Source organism: Ruania rhizosphaerae, from assembly GCF_009805705.1.
GTDB classification, from domain to species: domain Bacteria; phylum Actinomycetota; class Actinomycetes; order Actinomycetales; family Beutenbergiaceae; genus Ruania; species Ruania rhizosphaerae.
The window spans coordinates 1-26,302 of record NZ_VSMB01000013.1; the positions used below are offsets into that span (position 1 = coordinate 1).

A 26,302-nucleotide genomic window follows, 5' to 3' on the forward strand; every position below is an offset into this window, starting at 1 on the left:
GACTCCATCCTCGCTTCCAAGCTCAGGAGTCTCCACCGAACCCAGTGCGGTTCAGCCCGGGGGTTCATGGACTCCGAACACAAGAGCTATCGCAACGATTGGCAAACCGCCAAGGGGCAGGAGTCGGCCAGAGCCCACATCATGCGGCACTTGCTCTCCGAGCATGACCTTGTCGCCGACGAGGCTTGGGACGTGGCGCTTCTCCTGGCCGATCACCGTTGGCTCGACGAAGGCGATGCCGAACTCCTGGCGGAGAGCCTTCGCGACGACCTCAACAACCTGTCCCTGACGACTCTTGTACTGCAGGGCCCTGACGCTCAGCAACCGTCGAACGATTCGACGTTGAATCGCCGCCAGGTGTGGGCGCTTACCCATTGGGTCTTCGCGGACGCCATCCCTGCCGCCTTCCGCTTCGCCGGTTTCGCCGAGGAGGCGCAGCGGTTCGCGACGGCCGCGCCGTCATTCCCGCTGGAGAACTCGGCATACGTGCTCGAAGAGCGGCTCAGCGCGGTCGCGGGCTGGCAGCAACTGGAAACGTCCGCGACGGATGAGGCGGCGAATGATCTTGACGCCTATTTCGGCGGCCTCATGGGTGCCAGTCGGCGCGCTCAGAAGGAAGCCCTGCGTTTAGCCGAAGATGTCCTTGGTGCCGCAGGCCTCGCAGGTCGCCGAAGCCCTCTGGTCACTGTCTACGGCGCGACGGCCGAGGACGAGGTCCACGAGGGTGGGGAAGGGAAGTGGCGTCTGCTGCGCGGCCGGCGACTTTGGATCGGGATGTATCTCACGATGACCCCAGACGAACGTGACACCTGGGTAGCGTTGTGGGAGTTAGGGGGCCTGCTCCTGGTACGTGCTCTAAGCGCATCGGTGCGCCGAGTCGCCGAAGAACTGGAGGTTGATCTCGCTGGAAGCGCATCGCTGAACGCGGAGTTCCGCGAGCGCTGCCGGACACTTCAGGAGGCGTATGCGCTCTCGATGCGTGACTTTGTCGACGCCGCGGTGTCCTTGAGGTAAGCCCGGTCCGACGCTGGCTGCAAGGTTAGTCGCGCTTCGAGCAGGCGGGGATCTGCATGCAGGAGTGGCTGGAGTACTGGTTCACTCGGGCTCCTTGCACCAGGCGCAGGTGCAGTCGCATCGTGCCAGTTGGCATGTCGGATCCCTCTCATTCTGTTGGTGGTGACCTTAACCTCGATCCACCGATCGGTGAGCGTTGCGTGCAGGCGTGGGAACGCGAGAATGCCCCTCTGACCTGGGAAGATAGGACTTGCTTAGGGTCCGTATCGCCAGTTCAAGAAGGGCATCTCGTAGGTGCAACTTTCTCACATCCGCCCCGTGAGGTCTGCGACCTTCGACGAGCCGAATCTCGTGTCGGCTGCTGGCTTGGTTCCGTTGATGGCCCTGGCCCGCAAGGCGGGACTGCGCACCCTTGCCGATGAGCGGCTGAGCGTGCCCAGCGACAAGGGCGCCAACCCAGGTTTGAAGCTGTCCTCGCTGGTGGCTGGCATGGTCGCCGATGCCGACAGCATTGATGGCATGGCGCTGCTGCGCCACGGCGGGATGGGTAAGGTCTTCGACCGCGGCTATGCGCCCTCGACACTGGGGCAGTTCCTGCGGTCCTTCACCTTTGGGCACGTCCGCCAGGGCGACGCTGTGGCCTCACGGTTGCTGCTGAACCTCGCCGAGCACACCGGTCTGCTCGGCACCGCGGAGCAGGCCGGCCCGGTGATGGTCGATATCGACGACACCATCATCGAGGTCCACGGTTACGCCAAGCAGGGCGCCTCCTTCGGCCACTCCGGCATCCGGGGTCTGAACGCGCTGCTCGCGGTCGTCTCCACCGATCACATCGCCCCGGTGATCGCCGCTCAGCGCTTGCGTAAAGGCTCGGCCGGGTCCCCGCGTGGGGCTGCCCGGCTTGCTACCGACACCCTGGCCCTGGTCCGCCGCAGCCACCTGGCCGGGCGAGAAGTACTGGTGCGGGCCGACTCGGCGTTCTACTCCCACGCCATGGTCAGCGCCGTGATGCAGACCGGGGCGCAAGTCTCGATCACCGTGCGGATGGACCCGGCCGTCAAACGCGCCCTCGCCTCGATCAGCGACCAGGCCTGGACACCGATCAGATACACCGATGCGATCTACGACGAAATCACCGGCAGCTGGGTCTCGCGGGCTGAGGTTGCCTTCACCGCGTTCTCCTCCAAGAAGAAGGCCGAGCAGGTCCCCGGCCGCCTCGTGGTTCGCCGCATCCCTGATCTCACCCCAAGAACAGCCAGGGTCAGCAGACACTGTTCGACACCTGGCGCTTCCACGCCTTCTTCACCACCACCGACGCCGACGAGCGCGACACTGTCACCGCCGATCAAGTCCACCGCGCTCACGCGATCATCGAGAACGTCAATGCCGATCTGAAGGCCTCGGCGCTGGCCCACCTGCCCTCGGGGTGTTCACCGCCAATGCCGCCTGGCTCATCTGTGCCGTCATGGCCTTCAACCTCACCCGCGCCGCAGCCACGTTGACCCAGGCGCCCTCGCTGCTGCGGGCCACGACGGCGACGATCCGCCGCAAGCTCATCAACATCCCCGCCCGGATCGACCTCCGCGAGACGATTGCACCTGCACCTGCACCTGCACCTGCACCTGCACCTGCACCTGCACCTGCACCTACCTCGCCGCTGGCCCTGGGAACAGGCCGGGATCCGGCTTTACCGCGCTGTCACTGGCCTCCAGGCCGTGCCTACCTGACCCCACGCCTCAGCCCCTACGACCCAAGGACACAGTGGAAAGGCCGGACAGACTGGCAACTTCTACACGCCCACGACCCCGAATCCACACGCGCCCGCTGCCATCACCACAACTCACCATCGATCGGTGGATCGAGGCTTAGCCCGGGGATGGCCCGTTCGGATGGCAACACGTCCGCTCGCAGTGGATCGGAAGATGAGAACCTCACAGCGGCGTGATGCGCGTCCAGTCGACGTGCGCGGCGATATCGCGCACGCGCGGACGCTCCACGGCGTCCGGGTTGCCTTCGGGCCACCAACCGTCGGTGTGCCAGACGTTGTGCAGCAGGTAGGCGGGCACGTGTGGGATCCGGTCGCTCGGGCCCTGGTAGTCCCAGAGGGTGATCGTCTGGCCGTCGACGACGATCCAGAAGTGCACGCGATCCGGCTCCCAGGTGAAGCCGTACTCGTAGTACTCGGCCGAGGAGTCGAAACCGGGCACCGCCGGGATACTCGCCGGCTGCGCCTCCGCACCCGAGATCGGGTCGCAATAGTGCCCGCCGAAGCCTTCGTAGTGGCAGGTCGAGAGGATCTGCCCGGTGGCGAGATTGACGGCACGCATCACCCGGCTCTGGGCGCCGTCGGAGGGACGGTAGTCGGTCCACACGGTCATGTAGAGGACCTCGGGTTGCGCGCAGAGGGTCTCGAAGTCGATCTCGCTGTTGTCGGGCAGGCCGTCGCCGTCGGAGTCGGAGCCATCGTGGAAGTAAGTGAACATCTGGCCGGTGACCACACCGGCGTCCGGCTGAGCCGAGCAGTCGGCCGTCCGCAGCCGGGACTCGAAGGTGCCGTAGAGGAACCGGTCGTAGGACTCACCGTAGGCGCCCCCGCCCGGTCCGGCGGTCGCGTTCTTCGGCAGCTCCAGCCGCAAGGCCAGGTCATCCTCTGCCGAGGGGTCCCACGTGCCGGGGTCGGAGGAGCTGCGCGCCAGGTCGTAGGTGATGAAGTGGTCGGGTGAGGCGTCCCAGTCCTCCATCAGCACTGAGGCGGTGCCCGCCTGCGCGGGAGCAGCCCCGATCGCGGCGGCGGGAAGGACCAGAGCGGTCGCGACCACGGCGACCAGGCGAGTTCGGCGGGTCATGACGGATCGACTCCTCAGCGGATCGCGGTTGGCGGTCCGTTCAGTGTGTCGGTCCGCCACCCTCCCCGCACCTGGTCGTCCGTATAGCGGTCAGTGCATGCCTGATGCTCGTTCCAGCGAGAGCCCGGTGGTCGTGGCCGTGGCAGCAAGGAGAGGCCGTGGCCACGACCGCCGGAGAAGGTCTTCTAGTGCCCGATCGGGCGTCCGTTCCGGGTCACGTGCCACCGGTGCTGTCCGTCGGCGCCTTGCACCGGCTCGAGTGCTACCCGGGTGGTGAGCTTGCCGGCCACGGCCAGTGCGCCGCCGATGGCGACGAGGGCGAGGAACCAGTAGAGACCGGTGGTGGCCGTGAGTCCGAATCCTGTTGCGGCGAGTGTTGCTGAGTTGGCAGGGCCGCTGTACATCGAGAGACGTCGCTCCTTCGTTCGTGATGATGGTGGGTGTGTCGCTGTCTTGTTGTTCGTCAGTGCTCTTCTTGCGCGTCAGGTGCTCACGTGTGGACCCACTCTCCTTTCCTTCCTGAGAGGAAGCTGAACGTTGCGGCGCAGAAGATGAGAAGCAGGAAGACGTTGTAGAACGGTTCCACGGTGAGAGTGAGAATCCGGGCACGCCGGCCCATCCGCCAGATCATCGCCATGTTCGCCAGCAGGATGCAGGCGGCCAGGCCCGTCCACCACGGCGAGAGCGAGAACGTCCCCAGTCCGAGCAGGATCGCCACGAGCAGCACGTGCGCAGCGACCGCCAGCACGGAGAGCGCCAAGCCCGCCTGCTGGCGCCAGTACACCCAGCGCATGTGCCAGGGCATGCGGGAGCCGTAGGCCTGCAGGTTCCGCAGCGCGCCGAGGTACCAACGGTGGCGCTGCTGCCACAGCATGGAGGGCGTTTCCATCACATCGGTGGTCGTGGTCATCTCCACCGGGGACAGGCACTGGTAGCCACACGCCAGCATGGCGAAGGTGAGTTCGTTGTCCTCGGTGAGGCTGAAGGTGTCGTAGAAGGAGGTTCCGGCCGGAAGGGTCTCGCCGTCGCGGGCGGACTTGACGGCGTTCAGTGCCTCCACGCTGATGAGTGCCCCGGTACCGCTCAGTACAAAGGCCCGTTCGCCTCGCTGCACGATCTCGCGGCGATAGCGGTAGTACTCCATGCGCTGCAGGTAGCCGACGGTGGAGCGGCACTCGCGACCGATGAATGCACCGCCGACTCCGCCGACGTTCCCCGTCAGTCGCTCGGAGGCAATCTCGATGAATGTCTCAGAGAGGGTGGTATCGGCATCCATCGCCAGCACTGCGTCGGAGTCTTCGAGCAACGGCACCACGAACTCGAGTGCCATGTTCAACGCACCGGCCTTCTTGTCCTTGTTCGGCTCGGCGAGGAACACCAGGGCGCCGTGCTCGCGCGCGACGTCCTCGGTCCTGTCGGTGCAGTTGTTGGCGACCACCACGGTCGCCGTTGGCAGCACGGATTGTTGCGCGATGCTGTCGATCGTCGCCGCGATCGACCCGGCCTCGTTGTAGGCGGGAATGAGCACCACGATCCGGCGTGCCTCGGTCGGCGCGGCGAGCCGTGCGGCGATCTGTGCCCGGTCATCGGTCTTGCCGGCCGGGAGCGTGGCCGTGGGGGGCGGGGCGAGCGTGGTCACGGGGTCCTTCTCTTCAGGTCTGGGCGTGTGTTCAGTCGCTGCCTGTGAGAGGAAGGGGTCGCCATCGTGATGACGCACGCGCGTTATGACCTCGATCACGTCGCTACTTGGACGGTCGTATACTCCCTGCGGTACTGCGATCACGCCGGTGGGTGGCCCGGCTGCCGCTGATCGACTCGAGATGAGGAAATGCTCGGTGGACAACCGTTCCGGAAGGCTCCGTCGCGGTGCGCTCGTGTCGAAGTTGGAGCAGTTGGGTCCCGGCTCAGTCGCGATGGTGGGTGGCCCGTACGGGAGCGGCCGGGCCACGCTCGTGCGTCAGTGGCTCGAGGGGATTGACCGGCAGGCGCTGTGGTGGAGCACCGCCCGGGCGATCCCTGGACCCGTGGATGCTGCCGTTGCCGGCGACCCGGACGTGGTCGTGATCAGACTGCACGACGGCGGAGCCCACGATGCTGAGTCGATCCTCGCCTGCCGCCGGTGCTGGCCGGCGTCCATCCTCGTCGTCGTCAGCCCGTACGGCTGGCCGGAAGGGCTTCGTACCGGTCCGCTTCGCCCCGAAGTCGCGGTGGTGGCCCACGATCTGGGGTTCACGGCGGACGATGTTCGCGCGTGGGCGGGTGACCTGGGCGTTGACCTGTCGGCGGGTGACGCGGCGGATGTTGTGACCGCCACGGGGGGCTACGCCGTGGTGGTGGACGCCGTCGTCCGCCGGGCGGCAGCATGGGGGACGTACGGTCCTGAGGCACTGGCTCGCGGCTGTGATGACGCCATGGCTGAACTTTCGGCCGCGTCATCCGGCGGGGTGGTCCCGTGGGAGCTGTGGGAGATATCGCTGATCGCTGCGCTCGGCGGTGAGCTGAGGTTCTCCGTGATGGAGTCGTTGTGGGCGAGGGTTGCGCAGGGAGCGGCTGCGCTGCGTTCCATGCGGGACGGCGGACTGATCGCCGATGGTGCGCAGGGCCGCCTCACCCTCGCTCCAGGCATCAGGGACGCGTGTCGCCGCCGGGTCGGCACCGATCTCGCCGCGTCCAGGCACTGGGAACTCGTCGAGCCGTTGGTCGATCGGTGGTCGAACGCCGGCGCGCTCGACGATGCGATCGCGGTGCTCGAGACACCGCTCCTCGAGGGTGAGCGGACTGCCCTGATGGCCCGCCATTGGGCGGATCTCGCGGAGCTACCGGCGGTGCACGTACGAGAACGAATGAGTGGGCTCGCCCCCGATGCCGATCCCCGCCTGCTTGTGGCAGCAGCGCGAGCCCATCTCGACATCACCCACGCCGGGCATCCCGGGCTGGTGACCGGCGCCGACCGGGACGCAGCGAATGCGTTGCTCGCGCGTGTCCGCCCGGACCAGCGGCTCGATGCTGCCGGGCACGCGATGGTCACCGCACTCGATGCGGTCTCGCTGCGGGTGGTGGGTCGCCACGACGACGCTCACGCCCTGCACAGCCGGGTCCTGGCCGATCTGCCTCATCCCGGTGCTACCCGCGCGGCCATCACCTTGCAGGCCGCGCTGAGCGCGATGTCGGCTGGGGCACTGTCGATGACGGGCGAGCATGCCGCCTCCGCGGCCCGGCTCGCGCGGGAGGCGGGCCAGACGCAGCTCGGCGCGATGGCGGCCGAGCTCGAGGGGCTCGTGCATATCCTCGGAGCCGACCCGTCGAGCTGGTGGCGGCGAGCATACGCACGCTCTGGCGATCAGGCATCGGCCTGGCGGCAGGTCTCGCAGCTGGCTCAGCTCGTCAAAGCCGTGCGTGCTGTCGACGTGACGGCATTGCTCGAGGCATGTGCAGATGACACCGGTGCCGCGACGCTCGAGGACCCGGTGGTGATCGGCCTGTTTGCCTGGTGCTTCCAGGCGATGGCACTGACCCTCCTGGACCGCCCGCAGGTAGCGCTGACCCACACCCAGGTCATGCAGACGGCACTTGCCGATCGTGAACTCTCCGGGTTTGAGCAGCGCATGCTGATCGTGGCCCGTGCCGAGGCTCTCTCAGCAAGCGGCGATCCGACTGCGGCGCTGGAGCTGCTGGCAGAGCACTATCCCGAACCAGACCATCGCTATGACGTCGAGCTGCTGCGTGCTCGCGCGGAGATCGACAGTGGTGCGCACGCTGCAGCGCTCCTCCGGATCCAGCGGACTGTTGCGGGGCACGAGGGGCACCTCGGCAGGCATACGGCGTGGGGAAACGTGTTGCTCGCGATCGCCCACCGCGGGGTGGGTTCGGCGCGTGCGTCGGACCGTGTGCTGGAATCGGCGCTCGCGGCCGCCGCCCGCAACGGTCAGCGCCAGCCGTTCGCACGACAGGGCCTGGACGAGTTCGGGCGGCTGATCGCACAGGGACAGCAGCTGGTGCTGGATCCGGTGACGCATGAGTTTCTGACTGAACTGACGTCCACGCGTGACATGCTGCGCGCGGTGACGGCGCCCGTCACGCTGACAACTCGTGAGCGCCTCCTGCTCGAGCGGCTCGTCCGGACTGAAGGGGTACGGCGACTCGCGGGGGAGCTGCACGTCTCGCCGAACACGGTGAAGTCCCAGTTGAGGACGCTCTACCGCAAACTGGAGGTGTCCTCCCGGGCGGAGGCGATCCGGGTGGCGCAGGCGATGAGGCTCGTCCCGCTGACCTGACCCGTCTCAGTGTGTGGCCACAACCGTCTCACCCTCGCTTCACCCTCGTTTCACCCCGGGTGACTCTGGCCCTGCGTCTGGGTGCGGAGTTGGATGGGTTGCGGGCGGCTGTTGTGTGCCGCCCGTCGAGTGCACCGCCGGGTGCGGGGGAGGACTAATTCGTGCACATGGAACGACGGATCGGCCGGCAAACGGCCGCTGTGGCGGCGACAACGGCCCTGGTCGGTTCGATGATGGTCGCTGTAGCCGGAGCTGCGACAGCGGCCACGGGGGACGAGATCACCGGCTCTGTCTGGCAGGACTACGACGCCAACGGGACGTTCGACTCCTACGAGGACGGTCTCGCAGGGATCGAGGTGGTCGCCTATGACGCCGACGGCAACGTGGCCGGGCCGGTCACCACCGCCCAGGACGGGACCTACGCACTCGCGGTGACCTCGGACGCTCCCGGGTGGCGAGTGGAGGCGAACCTCCCGGATGGCCCGCAGTGGGACCAGTGGCAGCCCACCGCGGTCGGTCGCGCTGGAGGCCCGTCCAACGGGACCACCGTGCAGTTCGTGACGGTGACCGATGGCGCAGGCGTCGATGGGGTGGACTTCTCCTTCCACGTGCCGACGGCCTATGTGGAGAACGACCCGCTCGTCTACATCCCTGTGCTGCAGGCCGGGGTTTCCGACGGCGCCTCCGCCGATCTGCCCGGCTCCGCCGTCATCAACTGGACGGCAGAGAACGGTGACTCACCGGTACCGCAGAGCGGCGTGGTGCCGTTCAGTGAGATCGGGGCCACCAACGGTTCGGCGATGGTGCGCGCAGAGTCCTCCGATGACATTCCCACGGCCTTCGCGGCCGCCTACCTGCGGCGCCACGTGGGCTTCGGTCCTGGCGGCATCGGCGCCATCTACCGCGTGAACCCGGACGGCGCGGACTGGACAGCGCCGACGGCGTCCGCTGAGGTGTACGTGGACGTGACCGACTACGGCATCGACCTCGGCGGACCCGATCCTGCAGCAGATCCGTCGGACCCGGACGGCCTACGTCCGAATGTGTTCAGTGACAACCCGGACTACGACTGGAGCCGCGATGCCCAGGCGTGGAACAACGTGGGGCGTGCTGGCCTCGGGCTGATGGCGATGAGCCCGGACGAGCGCTACCTGTTCGTGGTCAATCTGCACAACCGCTCCCTGATCCGGATCGACACCGGAGGTGACCCCGCGGCTCCGCCGGCGGCGGTCGAGGAGTTCGAGCTCGACGCCTACTTCCCGGATAGCTCAGATGTCCGCCCGTACGGCGTGACGGTGGACCCGCTCACCGGGACGATGTACCTGACGGCGACCGATACGGCCGAGTCGACGCAGGACTACACCGACTTGCACGGATACGTCTACTCCTTCGACGACGACGCCCCTGGCACCTTGACTGAAGTTCTCGACTTCCCACTGGACTTCCAGCGCGAGGACTTCACGGAGCACTTCGTGCCGTGGGCGACGTCGCTGGACGACTACCTCAACGGTGACTCGGGCGGTGGCACACCCGGGATCGTCGACGGTACTGCGGGCAGGGTACGGGTCTTCTATGCGCAACCCGTCGTGGCCTCGGCCCAGGTGTTGCATGGGGACCTCGTACTCGGTGTGCGCGACCTCTCCGGGGACGTCTTCGGCATCATGACCTACGCCTCCGGTGATCCCGCGGACGGTGACGATCGGCTCGTCCAGCACGAGCGGTCGGAGGGTGATGTCTTCATCGCCGCCCCGAACGGGGATGGCACGTTCACGCTGGAGAACAACGGCGTCCATGACGGCGTCGTCGGGAACGGGGCGCTCCAAGGAGACCTGGGCCCGGGCGGGCTCCGGTACTTCGACACCGGCTACACGCCGTTGAACCAGGACAACGAAGCGACCGGATCGATCGTGGTGATGCCCAGCCGCCCGGACGGCATCATGACCACCGGCATCCACGTCGCCAACGCCGGCCTGCAGGAAGGAACCCGACGCCTCTTCCAGGACACAGGTGCGGCCTATGACCCGGCGGGAGCGTTGATCCGGAGCACCAGCGGCACCACGGTGACGTCCAAGGGCAACGGCCTCGGCAACGCGACCGTGCTCGCGTCGGCCGCCCCGATCGAGATCGGCAACTACGTCTGGTACGACGTCGACAACGACGGCGTGCAGGATCCGGACGAGACACCGGTCGAGGGCGCGACAGTGAACCTGTACGAGGTCGCCGGGGACGGCACCCGGACCCTCGTCAACAGCACGACGACAAACGCGCGAGGCGAGTACTACTTCTCCTCCTTCGACGAGGCGTACCAGCTGGCGACCAACACCGACTACGTCGTCGGGGTGGACAACCCGGATGATTACGCGGCTGGTGGTCCGTTGGAGAACTGGTATCCGACGGTGCCCGACACCGGTGACGGCGCTTCGGTGGACGCCGATCGCAACGACTCCGATGGTCTGGTCGAGGAGACCGCTGATGGGTGGTTCCCGTTCGCCGCGATCACCACCGGTGGTCCCGGGGAGAACGACCACACCATCGACTTCGGCTACTCGAACATCGACTACGAGTTCGACAAGCGGACGGTCTCCGGGCCGACCCAGTCTCCCGAGGACGACGGCACCTGGGTACTCGAGTACGAGCTGATCGCCGAGAACACCGGCGCGATCGACGGCGCGTATGGCCTCACCGATGACCTCACCGGTTATGGCGACGGCATCATCGTCACCGACACTGAGGTGGTCTCGGGTCCGGACGGTGCGGCGTTGAACCCGGACTGGGACGGCGTCGATGACATGCGCGTGATCACCGAGGGTCAGCCGATCACGGCTGGCTCCACGGTGGAGAACGAGAGCGAGCACGTCTACCTGCTCCGCGTGACGGTCGCGCTCGAGGCAGATGCCGACACGAACGAAGCTCTCGTGGAGGCCGAGCAGCTCGCCTGCCGGGAGGGCCAGACCTCGGGCGACGAGGTTCCCACGACCGGCTTGTTCAACGAGGCCACCATGGAACCGGACAATCACAGCGAGTTCGTCGACGACGAGTGCGGTGAGCTGCCGAAGGTCGTGGTCGACAAGAGCGTCACGAGCGAACCCGCTGTCGTGGATCCGGAGACGAACCCGGGTGAGTACACCATCACCTACGGGTTGACCGTCACGAACGAGACCGGTGCGTCCACTACCTACGATCTCACCGATCCGCTGCGCTTCGGCGAAGGTATCGAGATCGTGGACGGCTCGATCGAGACAACTGCGCTCGACCCGGCCGACACGATCCTCAACGCCGCCTATGACGGTGTGATCGACGATCTGATCGTCGGCGATGTGCCGATCGAGGGCGGTGCCGTGCACACCTACGAGGTCACCGTCCGCTACACCGTCGACCTGCCCGAGCGTGCCGAGGGCGATGTGGCGCCGGATCCGTCGGCCTGCCGGGACGAGGCCACGTTCGACGCTGATGAGGCTACGGGTCTGTACAACCAAGCATCCACCTCATTCAACGGGTATCGCGACTATGACGATGAGTGCCGTGAGGTGGGTGAGGTCACCCACGACAAGGAGCTCCTCTCGGCCGAGCCGACGGGTGAGGGCCAGTGGGAGATCCTCTACCAGATCGAGGTGAGCAACGAGGGTGTGGAGCCCGTCGGTTACGACCTGGATGACGAGCTGCACTTCGGCGAGGGCATCGAGGTGGTGAGCTCCGCCGTCACCGGGTCCCCGGACGGGGTGACCCTGGCGGACCCGGTGTGGAACGGTCAGGAGAACACCCGGATCGCCTCCGAGGTCGTGATGCCAGGTACCGACGATGAGGGATACACCCCGCACGTCTACGAGCTGACCGTGCTGGCGGACGTGCCGCTGAACTTCGCCGATGCCGTCGACGGGGTCGACCCAGCCACGTGTGGCGTGGGTGTGGTCGACCATGCCGACCCACAGGCACGCGCGTTCCTCAATGTCTCGCACCTGACCGGCGAGGCGGGTGCGACCGAGGACGACGACGCGTGCGCAGCGCCGCCGGAGCTGGTGATCGACAAGACGGTGGACGCCGGATCTCCCGCACCGCAGGGCGATGGCACCTGGTTGGTGACCTACGGCCTTGAGGTGTCCAACACCGGCGGCATGGCCGGCGAGTACGATCTGGTCGACCTGCTGTTGTTCGGCGATGACGTCGAGGTGCTCAGCGCCGGGGTGACGACCGCTCCGGACGGTGTGGACGTCAACGATTCCTGGACTGGAAGCGAGGCTGAGCTGGGTGGTTCGCTCATCGCCGCCGATGTACCGCTCGATGCCGGTGCTGTGCACTCCTACCAGGTTCAGGTGGCCGTCACCGTCGCTGACCCGTCCGATCCCGAGTCGGTGACGGCGGCGTTCACGTGCCCCGAGCCAGGGTCACGGGAGAGCGCCGGACTGAACAACCAGGCAGTGATCGGGCACAACGACCTGAGTGCTGACGATGTGGTCTGCCCCGAGCCGGCGGTGATCGTGATGGACAAGACCATCGCGCACGGTCCGGACCTGGACGCCAACGGCCAGTACACGATCACCTACCAGATCGAGGTCGCCAACCCGGGGGAGAACGAGACCGTCTACGATCTGGCCGACGAGCTCCACTACGGCGACGGGATCGAGGTCACGGACGCCCAGGTCACCTCAGCTCCCGACGGCGCCCAGGTGAACCCTGCATGGACGGGAACGGGCAACGATCTGGTCATCGCTACGTCAGTCCCTCTCCCAGGCGGAGCAATACATGTCTACACTGTCATCGTGACCGGAACGATCGCGGAGTCTGCGCTGAGCGTAGCCACGATGGCTTGCCCACCCGCCGGGAGTGCGGGAGAGAGCGGGGGCTTCTTGAATGTCGCCACCGTCACCGGTGCGGGCATCGTGTTGCAGGACGATGCCTGTGCCAGCCCGCCCGACGAGCTCCCCACCACCGGAGCCGACGGAATGGGCGCCCTCGCGGCACTCGCCGCCTTGACCGCGATCACCGGTGCGGTGCTGGTGACACTCCGATTCCGGAAGGGACGGATCGACTGACAGCACCGCCCATGATCGGCGGAAACCGCACCTGCCCCCTAGCGGTGACCGTCGCACGGATCCGGTTCCAGACCAGCTCCCCTGCTTGGTCTGGGACCGGATCCACCTCACACCCATCCATCGGCCCTACCCGCGCCGGCCGATGGCTCCGGGCGGTGGCCGGCATGCTCCTGCTGGCGCTCGCCCTGACGGCCTGTGCTGGTGAGACGACCCGCCCGTTGACCACGGCGGAGTCTGAACTGCTGGCCCTCACCCGGTTCCGCAACTTCGATGCCGGCGTTCGCAGCGTCTCTTTCGCGGTGACCGATGCTGGGACGCGCTACGAGGTCGACGCCTGGGTCGATTTCCCGGCCGGAACGGGGTATGGAACGGTTCAGTTGCCGGACGCCGAGGAGTCAGCACTCCTCGCGTGGACCAGTCAGGGCGTCGCCACGGCGGCAACTGCGGCGGCCGGTCCGGCGCCGCTGCCTCCCCCCACACAGGGCTGGACATCCTCGGAGCTGCTGCCCGGGCAGTCTCGATTGCACGCTGTGCTGGCTGTGCTCCTCACCCTCGGCAACGACCGCCCCGACAACGCGGTGCTGCTCGCCCAGACCGACGCCCAGTGGTTGCGTGAGGACACGGTGACAGGCACCGACGTCACCGTCTTCCGCGGGCCGTCGTCCGACGCCCCGGCCGGGGCCGGCATCCCCGCCCCGCCCGGACTGGACGAGAGCGGGGCGGCCGAGGTGCGCTACTGGGTGGCCGAGGATGGCCTGCTGCACCGGCTCGAGGTCACCCTCGGCGGCGGTCAGGACGCGGTGGTCATCGACCTCGACAATGCCGATGTGACCGTCGACCTCTCCCAGCTGCAGTGACAGTCCTCAGGAACTGAACGCCTCCACCGGCGGGCACGAGCACACGAGGTTGCGATCCCCGTGCGCCTGGTCGATCCGGCGCACCGGCGGCCAATACTTCGCTGCACCCACCCCGGCGGGAAACACCGCCTCCTCCCGCGTGTACGGATGCGTCCACTCCGCCGCGATCGAGGCTGCCGTGTGGGGGGCGTTCACCAGTGGATTGTCCTCGGTCGGCCACACACCCGCCGCCACCTGCTCGGCCTCAGCCTTGATGGAGGCCATCGCCGCCACGAAGCGATCCAGCTCGGCGAGATCCTCGGACTCGGTCGGCTCCACCATGAAAGTTCCCGCTACCGGGAAACTCATCGTGGGTGCGTGGAAGCCGTAGTCGATCAGCCTCTTGGCCACGTCGTCCACCGTGATACCCGTGGCCTCCTTCAATGGCCGCAGGTCCACGATGCACTCGTGCGCCACCCGGCCATGGTCCCCGGTGTACAGGATCGGGAAGTACTCGCCGAGCCGCGCCGCCAGGTAGTTGGCACCCAGCACGGCAGCGTCGGTGGCCTCGGTCAGCCCCTCCAGACCCAGCATCCGGATGTAGGCCCACGAGATCGGCAGGATGCCCGCGGAACCGTAGGGCGCCGCGGAGACGGGACCAGCACCTCGCGATCTGCCTGCGGTGCCCTCCTCGCCCTGGGCACGCTCGTGCGAGGGCAGGAACGGTGCCAGGTGCGCCTTCGCGGCCACCGGCCCGACGCCGGGTCCCCCTCCTCCGTGCGGGATGGCGAACGTCTTGTGCAGGTTCAGGTGCGACACGTCCCCGCCGAGGTCCCCGAAGCGGGCGTGCCCGAGCAGCGCATTGAGGTTCGCGCCGTCGATGTAGACCTGCCCGCCGGCCTCGTGCACGGCCGCGGTGATGTCCAGTACGTCGTGCTCGTACACCCCGTGGGTGGAGGGGTAGGTGATCATGAGCGCCGACAGGCTCTCCCGGTGCTCGGACACCTTGTTCCGCAGGTCCGTCAGGTCGACGTTGCCCATCTCGTCGCACGCCACGACCACCACCCGCATCCCCGCGAGCACCGCCGAGGCGGCGTTCGTGCCGTGCGCGGAGCTCGGGATGAGACAGACGTCCCGGGCCGCGTCTCCGCGGGAACGGTGGTAGCCCCGGATGGCGAGCAGCCCGGCGAGCTCTCCTTGTGAGCCCGCATTGGGCTGCAGGGACACGGCGTCGTACCCGGTCAGGTCCGCCAGCCAGTCGGCCAGCTGGTCGATCAGTTCCAGGTACCCACCGACGTCTTCAGCCGGTGCGAACGGGTGGATGCGGGAGAACTCCGGCCAGCTGATGGCCGCCATGGCAGCGGCGGCGTTGAGCTTCATCGTGCATGAGCCGAGCGGGATCATCCCCCGGTCCAGGGCGTAGTCGGAGTCGGCGAGGCGCTTCAGGTAGCGCATCATCGCCGTCTCGGAGTGATGGGTGGAGAACACCGGGTGGTCGAGGTAGTCCACCTCCCGGTGCAGTGACGCCGGAACGGGCCACCCTTGATCGCCGGCCGGGAACGAGCCGAACGTCGCGAAGGCACGCTCGCCCGGCCCGCCGAACGCTGCGGCCACCCGGTGCAGATCGGTGTGGGTGGTCGCCTCACCCACCGAGATCCCGACGGTGTCGGCATCCACCGGCAACAGCTGCACACCCAGGTCGTGGGCGGCGGCGATCACCTCGCCTGCCCGGCCCGGTACGTGCACACGCAGGGTGTCGAAGTACGGAGCGTCCACCACCGCGTCGTCGCTGCCGGCAAGAGCCTCCACCAGCCACGAGCGCAGCAGCGCCGTCTTTCCCATGACGCCCACGGCGATCGCCCGCAACCCGCGCGGCCCGTGATAGACCGCGTACATCCCGGCCATCACAGCCAGCAGCACCTGCGCGGTGCAGATGTTGGAGGTGGCCTTCTCGCGGCGGATGTGCTGCTCGCGGGTCTGCAGCGCCAGCCGGTAGGCGAGGTGACCGTCAGCATCCTTGGACACACCCACGAGCCGCCCCGGCAGCTGCCGCTCCAGCCCCTGCCGCACCACCATGTACCCGGCGTGCGGCCCCCCGAAGCCGAGGGGAACCCCGAACCGCTGCGTCGACCCGACCACCACATCGGCGCCCATCGCCCCCGGGGAGGCGAGCACCGTGAGCGCCAGCGGATCCGCCGCCACCACGGCCTGGCCACCGGCGGCATGGAGCGCATCGATCGCGCCGGACGGATCCCACACTCGCCCGGACGCACCCGGGTACTGGATCAGCCCACCGAACACTTGCTCGGGCAGCGCTGCGCCGCCCGCCAGATCCACGTCCACCAGTTCGATACCCAGCGCCTCGGCACGGACGGCGAGTACCGCCCTCGTCTGCGGCAGCACGTCGGCGTCCACCACGAATGTCGCGGGAGCCTTGCGCACCGCACGGCGGGCCACCAGCATCGCCTCGGCCGCTGCGGTCGCTTCGTCCAGTAGGGAGGCGTTGGCGGTCGGCAATCCGGCGAGATCGGCCACCATCGTCTGGAAGTTCAGCAGCGCCTCCAGCCGGCCCTGGGAGATCTCCGGCTGGTAGGGGGTGTACGCGGTGTACCAGGAGGGGTTCTCCAGCACGTTGCGCTGAATGACCGGCGGGGTGATCGTGTCGGAGTAGCCCAGGCCGATCATCGGTGTGAGCACCCGGTTCCGGGCAGCGAGGCCGCGCAACTCGGCGAGCGCCTCGGCCTCGCTCACCCCCTTCTCGGGGACGTGCGCACCGGCGGCACCCAGCCCGCGGATCGCCGCGGGCAACGCAGAGTCCACGACGGCGTCCGCTGCCTCCCGGGGCATCTCGCCTTCGCGGTGCTCACCCAGGCCGATCGCTGCCCCCATCGCCTCCTGATCGGCCGAGGAGGTGCCGATGTGACGTTCGGCGTACTGGCCGTGAAGGACTGCGTCGCTCAAGAACCGCTCCCCGTCATCGCGAGGTAGGCGTCGCGGTCCAGCAGTCCGGCAGCGACGTCGGTCACCCGCACCTTGATCAGCCACCCGTCCTCGAACGGGGAGGAGTTGACCAGGTCAGGGTTGGCGTCGACCTCCTCGTTGACCTCGATCACCTCCCCGGCCACGGGCGCGTACAGGTCGGAGACGGACTTGGTGGACTCGATCTCCCCGATGGCCTCGCCCATCGTGAGCATGCTGCCGACGTCGGGCAGGTCCACATAAACCACGTCTCCGAGCTGCTCGGCGGCGTAGTCGGTGATGCCGATCGTGGCGATGTCGTCGGTGATCTCCAGCCATTCGTGCTGGGCGGTGTACTGCAGGGAGGTCAGGTGGTCGGTCATGATGTTCTCCGGTAGAAGGGCGGGGTGGTCAGCCTCGCGCGGATGGATGTCCCGCGCACGTCGATGGACAGGTCGGTATCGGGGTCCTCGGCAACAGCGCGATCCACGTAGGCCAGCGCAATCGGGTGCCCGAGAGTGGGGCTCAGCGCACCGCTGGTGATTTCGCCGACCACCCGGTCGCCCTGATGCACGGCGTAGCCGGCGCGCCCCGCTCGGCGTCCCTCGGCAACCAATCCCACCAGGACCGGTGCTTGTGGGCGCGGCTCCAGGGCCGGTTCGCCGATGAAGCCCCGCTTGTCGGCGGGGATGATCCGGCCCAGGCCGGCCTGTGCCGGGACGATGTCGCGGGAGAGCTCGTGGCCGTACAGCGGCATCCCGGCCTCCAGTCGCAGCGTGTCCCGTGCGGCCAGCCCGGCGGGGACAAGGCCGTGAGACTCACCAGCTGCCAGCAGTGCGCGCCACAGCTCCGGCGCGTGCTCGGCGGCGACGTAGAGCTCGAACCCATCCTCACCGGTGTACCCGGTGCGCGCCAGCAGCAGCGGCGTCGTCCCGGATCCGCTGCCAGCGGGAGCATCCCCGCCGGCGCTGCCACCACCACCGACGCCACTGTCACCGGGGGTGAGGTTGTGGTCGGTTTTCGCCCGATTATCGACGCCCGGCTCACCGGGGGTGAGGTTGCGGTCGGTGGTGGCGCGGGATTCGACGACAACGTCACCGGGGGTGAAGTTGGCGTCGGTCCAGGCATAGTTCTTCACCTCGGCCAAGGGCATACCCAGTCCGGAGATCGTTCCGTCTGCCACGACCTCGTCGAGGATGGTCACGGCGCGCGGGCCCTGCAGCGCGAGCAGCGCGTAGCCGTCCGATGCGTCGGTCACTGTGACGTCGAAACCGTCGGCACGTGCGGTCAGCTCGGTGGCCACCGTCTCCCGGTTCGCGGCATTGGCGATCACCAGGAACTCCCGCTCCCCGAGCCGGTACACCACCAGGTCGTCCAGGATCCCGCCGTCAGGGGCGAGCAGCATCGTGTACTTCGCGCGCCCGACCTTCACCGCCGAGAGCCGCCCGGCGAGCGCGAAGTCGAGGTACTCCCCGGCCTGCGGTCCGCGCACGAAGATCTCTCCCATATGGGAGATGTCGAACAGCCCGGCCGCCTCCCGCACAGCGGTGTGCTCGGCGCGGTCGGAGGTGTAGCGCACCGGCATCCACCACCCGCCGAAGTCCGTGAAAGCAGCGCCGAGTGCCTCGTGCTCGGCCCGCAGCGGCGTCTCCCGTGGCGCGCCCCCGTCCGCCTCGGCTCCAGCGTCAGCCCCATCCATGGAATCGCTCGTCGAATTGGTCACGCCATCCTCCTCGATCAGCACTCGACCACGTTCACGGCGAGCCCGCCAGTGGCAGTTTCCTTGTACTTGTCACTCATGTCCTTGCCCGTCTGCCGCATGGTCTCGATCACCTGGTCCAGTGACACCCGGTGCGTACCGTCTCCCCACATCGCCATCTTGGCGGCATTGACCGCCTTACCGGCGGCGATCGCGTTGCGTTCGATACATGGAATCTGCACCAACCCACCCACCGGGTCACACGTCAGCCCGAGATTGTGCTCCATCGCGATCTCGGCGGCGTTCTCCACCTGTTCCGGCGTCCCGCCAAGCACAGCCGCCAGGCCGCCGGCAGCCATCGAGGACGCCGAGCCCACCTCGCCCTGGCATCCCACCTCGGCGCCGGAGATCGACGCGCGCGCCTTGTACAAGGACCCGATCGCAGCCGCTGTGAGCAGGAAGGTGACGGCGATACCGTCCCGGGCTGCGCCGTCGGAGCGGGCGGCGGGGGAGTAGTGCGTGGCGTACTCCAGCACCGCCGGGATCACCCCGGCCGCGCCATTCGTCGGTGCTGTGACCACCCGCCCACCGGCCGCGTTCTCCTCGTTCACCGCCAGGGCCACCAGGTTCACCCACTCCTGCGCGAAGCCCGGGTCGCGGTCTGGATCCTCCGCCTGCAGCCGCGCGGCCCAGGCAGGCGCCCGACGGCGCACCTTCAGCCCGCCGGGAAGCTCGCCCGAGGCGGCCGTCCCGCTGGCGACGCACTCGCTCATCGCGTCGCGGATGTGCAGCACGCCCGCACGCACCGCGGACTCGGCCTTGTCAGGCGCCTCGCCGCGCAGGGCGATCTCGTTGCGCATCGCTGCCTCGGCGATACTCAGGCGCTCGCGTGTGCACAGCGTCAGCAGTTCGGCGGCTGTCCCGAACGGCAGCGGCACCTCGCCGGCCATCTCGGGATGGTGACCAGTGCGCACAGGCTGAGGGTCGCCGTCGGGGGCCTCCCGCACCACGAAACCTCCACCGACGGAGTAGTAGGTCTCCTCGGCCACCTGGTGGCCAGCGGCATCGCGGGCGCACAGGCGCAGGGCGTTGGTGTGATGGGCGAGCACGGTGAGCGGACGCATGACGATCTGGTCGGGGCCGAAGGGCAGCGAGATCGTGCCGCCCAGGAGCACGGTGCGCTCGCGGGCGATCCGGTCCGAGCGCTCGATGACCTCACGGGTGCTGACCTGATCGGGGGCGCATCCCTCGAGGCCGAGGAGCACCGCCGTCGGGGTGCCGTGACCGTGCCCGGTGGCAGCGAGGGAGCCGAACAGCTCCACCTCGAGGCTTGCCACATCGGTGGGGTCGGCGATCCGGGTGGTGAAGTCGCGGGCGGCACGCATCGGACCGACCGTGTGCGAGCTGGATGGGCCGATCCCGACCGTGAACAGGTCGAAGACGCCCACATAGGCGGGGGGCGGTGACGTCATCGAGGAACTCCTGGGTCGGGTGCGCGGGGTGCGGCCTGAGTTCCTCCCGCTCTGTCTTGTGCCTGAGAGATTGTGCAGATCGTGCTGTCTGCTTGCCCCGTCGGCGGGTGCCCTGGCCGCAGCCAGTCACCACTCTCCAGAGTGACCTACCGCCACGGTGCGTGGGCCTGAGAGTTTCCCGGGAGGATTTGCTCCTACGGCAGCCGCATGACGCGGCGTTCTCCCATGGCGGGTAGACGGTCGATGATGTTGTGTCGGTCAGTGTAGCGGGGGTGGGGACGCTCCAGTAGGTCGGGCGCGATGGCGTGCGAACGCAACTGACGGCCCACAGCGACTCCGTGCCACATCTGGCACGGAGCCCCCCAAGGCCGTCAGCTCCGTTCGGCTACTCGCCGTCGAACCAGGCCCGGTGCTGCCACAGCAGCGCGCTGCCCACCCCGATCCACAGCACCGGCACGATGACCTGCGGGCCAAGTGCCTGGTAGACGAGCGCCAGGACGCACCCGAAGGTCGTCACCGCGCCGAGCAGCAATAGACCGTACATCGCGGGCTTCCGGCGCCTGAGGATCCCGATGGTGCAGGTGATCGACAGACCGGCCGCGATCAGGAGTGCGCCGCCGAGCAGCGGGACAACCGTGGTGCTGTGTGCGCCCAGGGCTCCCAGCTGTTCCGGTGCCACACTGCCGAGCGCCAGCAGGCCGCCGCCTAGCAGGGTGAGGACGAAGGCGCCCAGGAGGGTCATGACTGCGACAGCGGTGATGCCTCCGGGGCGAGAATCGTGCGCATTGTGCCGACGCCTGGGAGTCACCGTGGCGCTCGTTGCGACCGACACCAGCGAGGGGTCACTGGTGGGTTCGTTGGGAGTGGTCCGTGACGTTGCACAGTTTCACGTCCATGCCGAGTACGATCTCCGTCGCGCCGATCACGGCGCCATCTTCCGTGCGAGTTTACGGGATGTGGAGTCGGACCGTGGTGCGGGCGGCGACGGCTGAAGGGAGAAGCCCGCCTTCGTACTCGGCCAGATGCCTCCAGAACCGAATCGGTTCGCCCCGCGTGTGGCTCATCCGCACTCCTCACTGTGCTGATGCTTGAGGGAAGTCGCAGGACGTTGTCGTTCTGATGCGGGTCTCCTCGGTGCGTACACACCGACAGCAATATGTAGTGATGGCGCCTGTCCGGTGCTGTTCAAGGGCCTCGGGATGCCTTCTGTTCCGGTGGGACGTCGATGGCTCGACCTTGAGGCCGCCGCGCGCTGAGGTCGAGCCATCGACCCACCTTCATCAAAGGTTGTTCGCGACGACCTTGTTCGGGCCACCGTTGTCGGTGATACCAGCGGTGAGATTGCCGAGTGTGTGGTTGCTAGTGATCACGTATCGATCGCAGTCTGATGTCACTCGGATCCCATGATCCTGAGTGTTTGGTAGTGCAGCGTGCAGGCCCGTGCGGCAGTTGCGTACCGCGAAGTCTGTCGCACCACCGGCGAAGGTGAAGCCGCCCGTCCCCCCGTTCGGGTTGCCGTTCCCGGCCGCGGCGCAGGCATCGATCGACACGTTACGAGCGGGCCCATTGACGATCACTCCATGTCCTGCGTTCTGGAAGCTGCGGTGCCCGATCAGTTGGAGGCCGTCGACCTCTCCAGCGACGTGCACTCCGTCGCTATACTGAGACGTCGCGGTCCAGCAGTTGACGAACTCGATGCCTTTGCAGGCGTGAGCCGTAGAAGCTGGATTGATCTCAATTCCAGGTCCCCTGCAGGTGTCGAATGCGCAGGAGGTGAAGAAGAGCCAAGACACCGTTTCTCCGGCGGGTGGGTCGATGAGCAGACCTGTTTCCATTCTAATGATGTCGCAATCCCGCATCCATACTGCTTGCGAGCCTTGAATTCGCACACCGGAGACTCCTGAACCAGTGGTTTCATTCTGGTCCATCGTGATATTGGAGATCATCGTGTCGTTCGAGTTGGAGGCGTTGATCCAGATCCCGACGCCCCCGTTGGTGAAGCTCGTCCAATAGCCGCGGTCGATGTATTGGAGAACGCCGCCGCCGTCGACGATACATCCAGCGAATTGCCTTGTCATGTCGATGTCTTGGACATAGACTTCCTCGGAGCTGTCGAGGTGGATGGCCGCACCGCTCGAACGGTGTGATTCGGCGTTGATGGAGAGCTGGCGCACACTGCACTTGCGGACCGTGTCGAAATGGAGGATGTCACCGCTGGTGTATCCCGTGGTCTTGATGACGGTGGCTCCCCTACCGGCGCCAACGAGGCTGATGCCGTCGGTGTCAACGGAGAGCGTGCCGCTCACGAGGTAAGCGCCTTGCGGAAGGAAGACCACTCCGCCGCCGTCCGCGACCGCCGCTGCGATGGTGCTGTTGATCGCGGCCGTGTCGTCAGAGGTCCCGTCACCTACGGCCCCATACGCCTTGGCGTTGAAGACTGCGCCACCCTGGTCCAGCAGGGTGTCGGTGGTAGTAGCGCTTGCGGGCGTCGCTCCGGAAGTCGAGCCCACAACGGCTGCGGCTCCACCGGCGGCAACGACGAGCCCCCGGGTCAGCAGACTGCGCCGATTCGATCCGGCGATGGGAGTTGTAGTTGGGTGGGTGGTAATGCGATCTGAGGATGACATCGAGCACCTTCCTTCTGCGCGGTCGCGCTGAGATCCACGCGTGAAACAACGTTGTTTGCTCGATAAAAATACCAGAGGGATCAACTCAACGTCAAGATGGATAGTTTCCAGGATCCGAGAAGAATCGGTCCATCGAGTGGTCGCGCTCAGGTCGAACGCCGTCGGTCACGGGCGTATTCGTCTTTGAAGCGCCGGTTCAGCCAGTTCACCTGGCGTTCCCAGTGAGTGGAACCACCCCCTTCATGACCGTTGTATGGATAGACCTCGATCTCCTTGTCCGCGCTCTTCAATTGGTGGTAGGCGGCGAACACCGTCGAGGGCAGCGAGATGTCGTCCATCAGGGCGACTGACATCAAGGCTGGTGCTTCTACGGAAGCGGCGAAGGTGACCCCGTCGAGATAGGAGAGCGTGTGCAGGGCGGTGGCCGTGGAGTTGCGGTGGACTGAGAGGTACTGCCTGAATTCTCCGGCCGCATCGGCGGAGGCCAATTCCAGGTAGCGCTCAAAGTGGCACAAGAACGGAACGTCGGGCAGGACGGCGCGGACGAGGCTCGACAGTCCGGCCACCGCGAGGCTCACGCCACCACCCTGGCTCATTCCTGTGACGGCGATTCGCGTCGAGTCGACGATGTCCAGCTGCGCGGCGGCCTCGACCAGGAGGATGGCGTCGGTGTACAGCCGCCGATAATAGCTCGTCATGGGGTCAGTGATCCCCCGGGTGAGGAAGCCGGGCGCTGCGGGACCACTCCCGTGAGGGTCAGGCGTTGCACCGGGACCGGCATTCGGCCATGCGCTGCCCTGTCCTCTGGTGTCCATGACGAGATGGGCGAATCCGCTGGCCGCCCAACCCAGCCGGTCAGCGGCCACTCCGCGGCCGCCGCCGTAGCCGATGAACTCGACTACCGCAGGGAATGGGCCCGGCCCGCTCGGATGCAGCAGCCACGCCTTGATCGGGTCGCCGCCGAAGCCAGAGAAGGTGACGTCCCACGCCTCCAGCTCGGTGAGGGGGGTAGGTGCTCGGGAGAGGACCATTCCGCGGGTCAGGGCCCGAGACTCTTGAAGCGTTGAGGCCCAGAACGAGTCGAAGTCCGCGGGTCGGTCCACCTGGGGCCGGTAGGACCAGAGTTCATCGATCGGCAGATCGGTCAGCGGCATGATCGCGGGAGACTATCCGTTGACGCGGAACGTCTCTGGACCCTCCGCGAGAGCGCAGGCTCGGTCAAGCGCGTCGGCGGCGGACATCTCGCCCCATGTGAGATGGAATCGGAACTCGTGAAAGCCACTGACGTCGGCTCGGAAGTTGGTCTCCCAGGCCGTGTTAACGGCCCACGCGGCAACATCTCGCTGGTTTGCCTGCTGGTCCGGACCGGAATGCAGGCTGACCGTCCGGTGCTCGATTCCACCGAGCGCGAGCAGCGGCGTATCCGGTGTGGCGACCGCGACGGCGAAACCGTCAGCCTCCTGGACGAAGCCTCGCTGGAGCAACAGATAGTCCTGCAGCGTGCCGTGGACCTGGTCGATCGCTGGCCGAAGCAGTGTGCCGGTCTTCTCGACCCAGAGAGTTCCGGCTGCGTTGGGACCGAACGGCAGGGGGAGTAGGAGGTTCTCGGCCTCCCAACTGCCCGTGGCGCGGAACCGGACTGCGACGGTCAGCAAGGGCTCGACCATCGAGCACATCAGATCGGCTCGAAAGTGCTGGAACCCGCGCAGATCCAGATGCAGCTCCGCTCGAGTGACGAGCGGGCCGCGGGACGTCACCCGGGCCGAGGTGACCGTGGCGGTGGTGACGACGTCATCGGCGGCCGACCTATTCCGTCCTGCCGTCACGCGAGGGCTGACGGGGTCGGCGCCGCGGCGGGCCCGCGAGTGGATCGCGGCGAACGGGGCGGGCCTGGTCCCTCGCAGGATGCTGCGCCCAGTCGAGGGATCGACGGCCTCGACGATCCCGTGCTCAGGAGCGAGAAGCAGCCGGAGCCGGGCACCTTCCAGGAGATGGTTGTCAACACGTTCGGCGCTGACGTCGGGGATCCTGTCCACACCGGCGATCCGTTCGGCCTGCATCGGCTCTTCCCGAACCTCGATGATGACGTCTGCACCCGGAAGCATCACGAGCTCGGCGAGCAATTCGACCCCCCGGGCAACCGGCCGACTCTGACAGGGCAGGCGCGTCCCATCGTGGAAAGCAACTGGGACTGTACCGGGGCGGGTCAGCAACCAGTCGTCGATGTGTAGCCGCAGGACCGAGACCGTGGTCGTCGAGGTGTTCACGGCACGGTAGCGCAACGGTTGACACGTCAGCGTTAGCAACGTCTCGCCGGCTCCAGCGCGCGCACGGGTCAGCGCCCGGGTCGCCGCCGCATGCGCCTGTGCCGCTACCGAGGTCTTCGCTACGTCCTGCGCGATCACCTCGGTCAGCCACGGCATCAGCACCGAATGGGAGTGCCCCCACGTGTGCTCGGCGTAGATCGCGATCTGTTGTCGCGCGTCGTCGACGTCGGCGGAGATGTCCGCGCCTGTGACGGCGGCCAGGGTCTGGGATCGTTCGAGGCGGCGCTGCGCGTCGCGAGCCACCCGGAGCTCGCGGGGTGTCGAGGCGACGCCGTCCGCCCACCAGTCGGTCCAGTCGCCGCGCTCGGTGGGGACCTCGCCGAAGGCCGGCTCCTCCCGGAGCGCGTCGAAGAACTCATCGGCGGTGGACAGGCGCACCCGAACGCCGTCCGGATGACGTTCGTTCCAGTCCCGGACAGCGTCGGCGAGTGCAACATCCGGAGGAGCGTTGTCGGAGGCAGCACCCGAGATCAGCGCCGGAACCACGGAATACGGGTAGTCGCGTTCGGCGAGTTCGTCGAGGTAGTCCGCCACGCGATCCTGGCGCATCTGTGCCGATGCGGATGCGCCGTGTCCGTCGTAGGCATCTCTGATCGTGTAGCTCATCGCCCCGCGGGGGCAGAAGCCGAGATCGTTGCCGAGCTGGTAATGCGGTGAGACCCAGGCGAGCACCCGGCCACCCGTCGGTCCCTCCCACCAGAACGCGCGCTGGTCGCGGCCCTCCGGCGCCAGCCCGTGGTGGGTGTGAATGCTCGAGAACAGGTGCTCCACGCCGTGCCGGGCCAGGATGTCGGCGTAGCCCCAGGAGTAGCCGTTGATGTCAGCCGTGAGTGCGGTGCGCAGCGGTTGAGCGTGATCGGCGAACCAGTCGGTGGCACGAGCCGTGACCGAGTCCAGCGTGACGGCGTCGATCACCTCCGTCAGGTTGAGGTAACTGGCCGACCCGCCGACCTGACCCGATCGGATCAGGTCAGCCAACTCGTCTGCCTCCCCGGGCAGGGCAGTCGCCAGGAACTGTTCCAGCTGCCAGAAGTTCTCCAGCTGCCAGCGATAGGCCGGCGTCGACCGGCACGCCCGGACCACCTCGCGCAGAAAGTCCGCGTGAGCACGGGCTACCTCGGCACGAGGGGACGTGTAGCCCAGGTCCGTGTGCGAATGCGGGATCAGGTGGACAGTGAGCGGGCGTGCGGTCGAACGCATAGTCGAGGGCCTCTCGAAC

General features: G+C 67.3%; 16 protein-coding genes, 1 pseudogene and 2 riboswitches. Of the genes and pseudogenes, 6 read left to right on the forward strand and 11 right to left on the reverse strand.

Features of this window, described 5'->3' with window-relative positions; genetic code table 11:
- On the forward strand, positions 1 to 1,014 hold a 1,014-nt coding region (locus FV560_RS16050), incomplete at its 5' end, for a hypothetical protein (protein ID WP_235020178.1).
- 294 nt (positions 1,015 to 1,308) lie between these two features.
- Positions 1,309 to 2,741: pseudogene (locus tag FV560_RS16055) on the forward strand (IS1380 family transposase).
- A 204-nt stretch (positions 2,742 to 2,945) separates the two neighbouring features.
- On the opposite strand, the gene FV560_RS16060 reads toward FV560_RS16055, so the two are convergent.
- The 3 genes from FV560_RS16060 to FV560_RS16070 form a co-directional block, all read right to left on the reverse strand.
- The gene (locus FV560_RS16060; protein ID WP_159622581.1) at positions 2,946 to 3,860 is read right to left on the reverse strand and encodes a glycoside hydrolase family 16 protein; all 915 of its coding nucleotides are present in this window, start codon (positions 3,858 to 3,860) and stop codon (positions 2,946 to 2,948) included.
- A gap of 185 nt (positions 3,861 to 4,045) precedes the next feature.
- A complete protein-coding gene (locus tag FV560_RS16065) occupies positions 4,046 to 4,264 on the reverse strand; it encodes a hypothetical protein (protein WP_159622582.1) in 219 nt (72 codons plus the stop codon).
- Between the two features lie 86 nt (positions 4,265 to 4,350).
- On the reverse strand, positions 4,351 to 5,499 hold the full coding sequence (locus FV560_RS16070) for a glycosyltransferase family 2 protein (RefSeq protein WP_159622583.1): 1,149 nt from the start codon (positions 5,497 to 5,499) through the stop codon (positions 4,351 to 4,353).
- 235 nt (positions 5,500 to 5,734) lie between these two features.
- Between FV560_RS16070 and FV560_RS16075 the strand changes: the two genes are divergently transcribed.
- The 3 genes from FV560_RS16075 (at position 5,735) to FV560_RS16085 (ending at position 14,021) form a co-directional block, all read left to right on the forward strand.
- Positions 5,735 to 8,134, forward strand: a complete 2,400-nt coding sequence (locus tag FV560_RS16075; RefSeq protein WP_159622584.1) for a LuxR C-terminal-related transcriptional regulator — start codon at positions 5,735 to 5,737, stop codon at positions 8,132 to 8,134.
- 167 nt (positions 8,135 to 8,301) lie between these two features.
- Complete coding sequence (locus FV560_RS16080; RefSeq protein WP_159622585.1) at positions 8,302 to 13,164, forward strand: SdrD B-like domain-containing protein; 4,863 nt, start codon at positions 8,302 to 8,304, stop codon at positions 13,162 to 13,164.
- A gap of 155 nt (positions 13,165 to 13,319) precedes the next feature.
- Positions 13,320 to 14,021, forward strand: coding sequence for a hypothetical protein (locus FV560_RS16085; RefSeq protein WP_159622586.1), 702 nt, complete (start codon positions 13,320 to 13,322; stop codon positions 14,019 to 14,021).
- A gap of 6 nt (positions 14,022 to 14,027) precedes the next feature.
- Here the strand turns inward: FV560_RS16085 and gcvP are convergent, their stop codons facing one another.
- The 5 genes from gcvP to FV560_RS16110 form a co-directional block, all read right to left on the reverse strand.
- Positions 14,028 to 16,889, reverse strand: coding sequence for an aminomethyl-transferring glycine dehydrogenase (gene gcvP, locus FV560_RS16090; RefSeq protein ID WP_235020182.1), 2,862 nt, complete (start codon positions 16,887 to 16,889; stop codon positions 14,028 to 14,030).
- Positions 16,890 to 16,957: 68 nt separating this feature from the next.
- Positions 16,958 to 17,341 carry a glycine cleavage system protein GcvH gene (gene gcvH, locus FV560_RS16095; RefSeq protein ID WP_159622588.1) on the reverse strand — a complete coding sequence of 128 codons (384 nt, stop codon included), beginning with the start codon at positions 17,339 to 17,341 and terminating at the stop codon, positions 16,958 to 16,960.
- Positions 17,338 to 18,681 carry a glycine cleavage system aminomethyltransferase GcvT gene (locus FV560_RS16100; protein ID WP_420853381.1) on the reverse strand — a complete coding sequence of 448 codons (1,344 nt, stop codon included), beginning with the start codon at positions 18,679 to 18,681 and terminating at the stop codon, positions 17,338 to 17,340. The genes gcvH and FV560_RS16100 overlap by 4 nt, the downstream gene beginning before the upstream one ends.
- 14 nt (positions 18,682 to 18,695) lie before the next feature.
- Complete coding sequence (locus tag FV560_RS16105; RefSeq protein ID WP_159622589.1) at positions 18,696 to 20,129, reverse strand: L-serine ammonia-lyase; 1,434 nt, start codon at positions 20,127 to 20,129, stop codon at positions 18,696 to 18,698.
- 41 nt (positions 20,130 to 20,170) lie between these two features.
- Positions 20,171 to 20,274, reverse strand: a riboswitch (glycine riboswitch).
- A riboswitch (glycine riboswitch) is annotated at positions 20,275 to 20,365 on the reverse strand.
- Positions 20,366 to 20,514: 149 nt separating this feature from the next.
- Positions 20,515 to 20,871 (reverse strand): hypothetical protein, encoded by a 357-nt coding sequence (locus FV560_RS16110; protein WP_159622590.1) that lies wholly within the window; start codon positions 20,869 to 20,871, stop codon positions 20,515 to 20,517.
- Between FV560_RS16110 and FV560_RS16115 the strand changes: the two genes are divergently transcribed.
- Positions 20,870 to 21,121, forward strand: a complete 252-nt coding sequence (locus tag FV560_RS16115; protein ID WP_159622591.1) for a hypothetical protein — start codon at positions 20,870 to 20,872, stop codon at positions 21,119 to 21,121. The two genes, FV560_RS16110 and FV560_RS16115, sit on opposite strands and share 2 nt — an antisense overlap.
- A 288-nt stretch (positions 21,122 to 21,409) precedes the next feature.
- Here the strand turns inward: FV560_RS16115 and FV560_RS16120 are convergent, their stop codons facing one another.
- The 3 genes from FV560_RS16120 to FV560_RS16130 all read right to left on the reverse strand — a co-directional run bounded on the left by FV560_RS16120 (position 21,410) and on the right by FV560_RS16130 (position 26,283).
- Complete coding sequence (locus tag FV560_RS16120; protein ID WP_159622592.1) at positions 21,410 to 22,756, reverse strand: glycosyl hydrolase family 28-related protein; 1,347 nt, start codon at positions 22,754 to 22,756, stop codon at positions 21,410 to 21,412.
- A 146-nt stretch (positions 22,757 to 22,902) separates the two neighbouring features.
- Positions 22,903 to 23,910, reverse strand: a complete 1,008-nt coding sequence (locus tag FV560_RS16125; RefSeq protein WP_159622593.1) for an acetylxylan esterase — start codon at positions 23,908 to 23,910, stop codon at positions 22,903 to 22,905.
- 12 nt (positions 23,911 to 23,922) lie between these two features.
- Positions 23,923 to 26,283 carry a glycoside hydrolase family 38 N-terminal domain-containing protein gene (locus FV560_RS16130; RefSeq protein ID WP_159622594.1) on the reverse strand — a complete coding sequence of 787 codons (2,361 nt, stop codon included), beginning with the start codon at positions 26,281 to 26,283 and terminating at the stop codon, positions 23,923 to 23,925.
- Positions 26,284 to 26,302 lie beyond the last annotated feature (19 nt).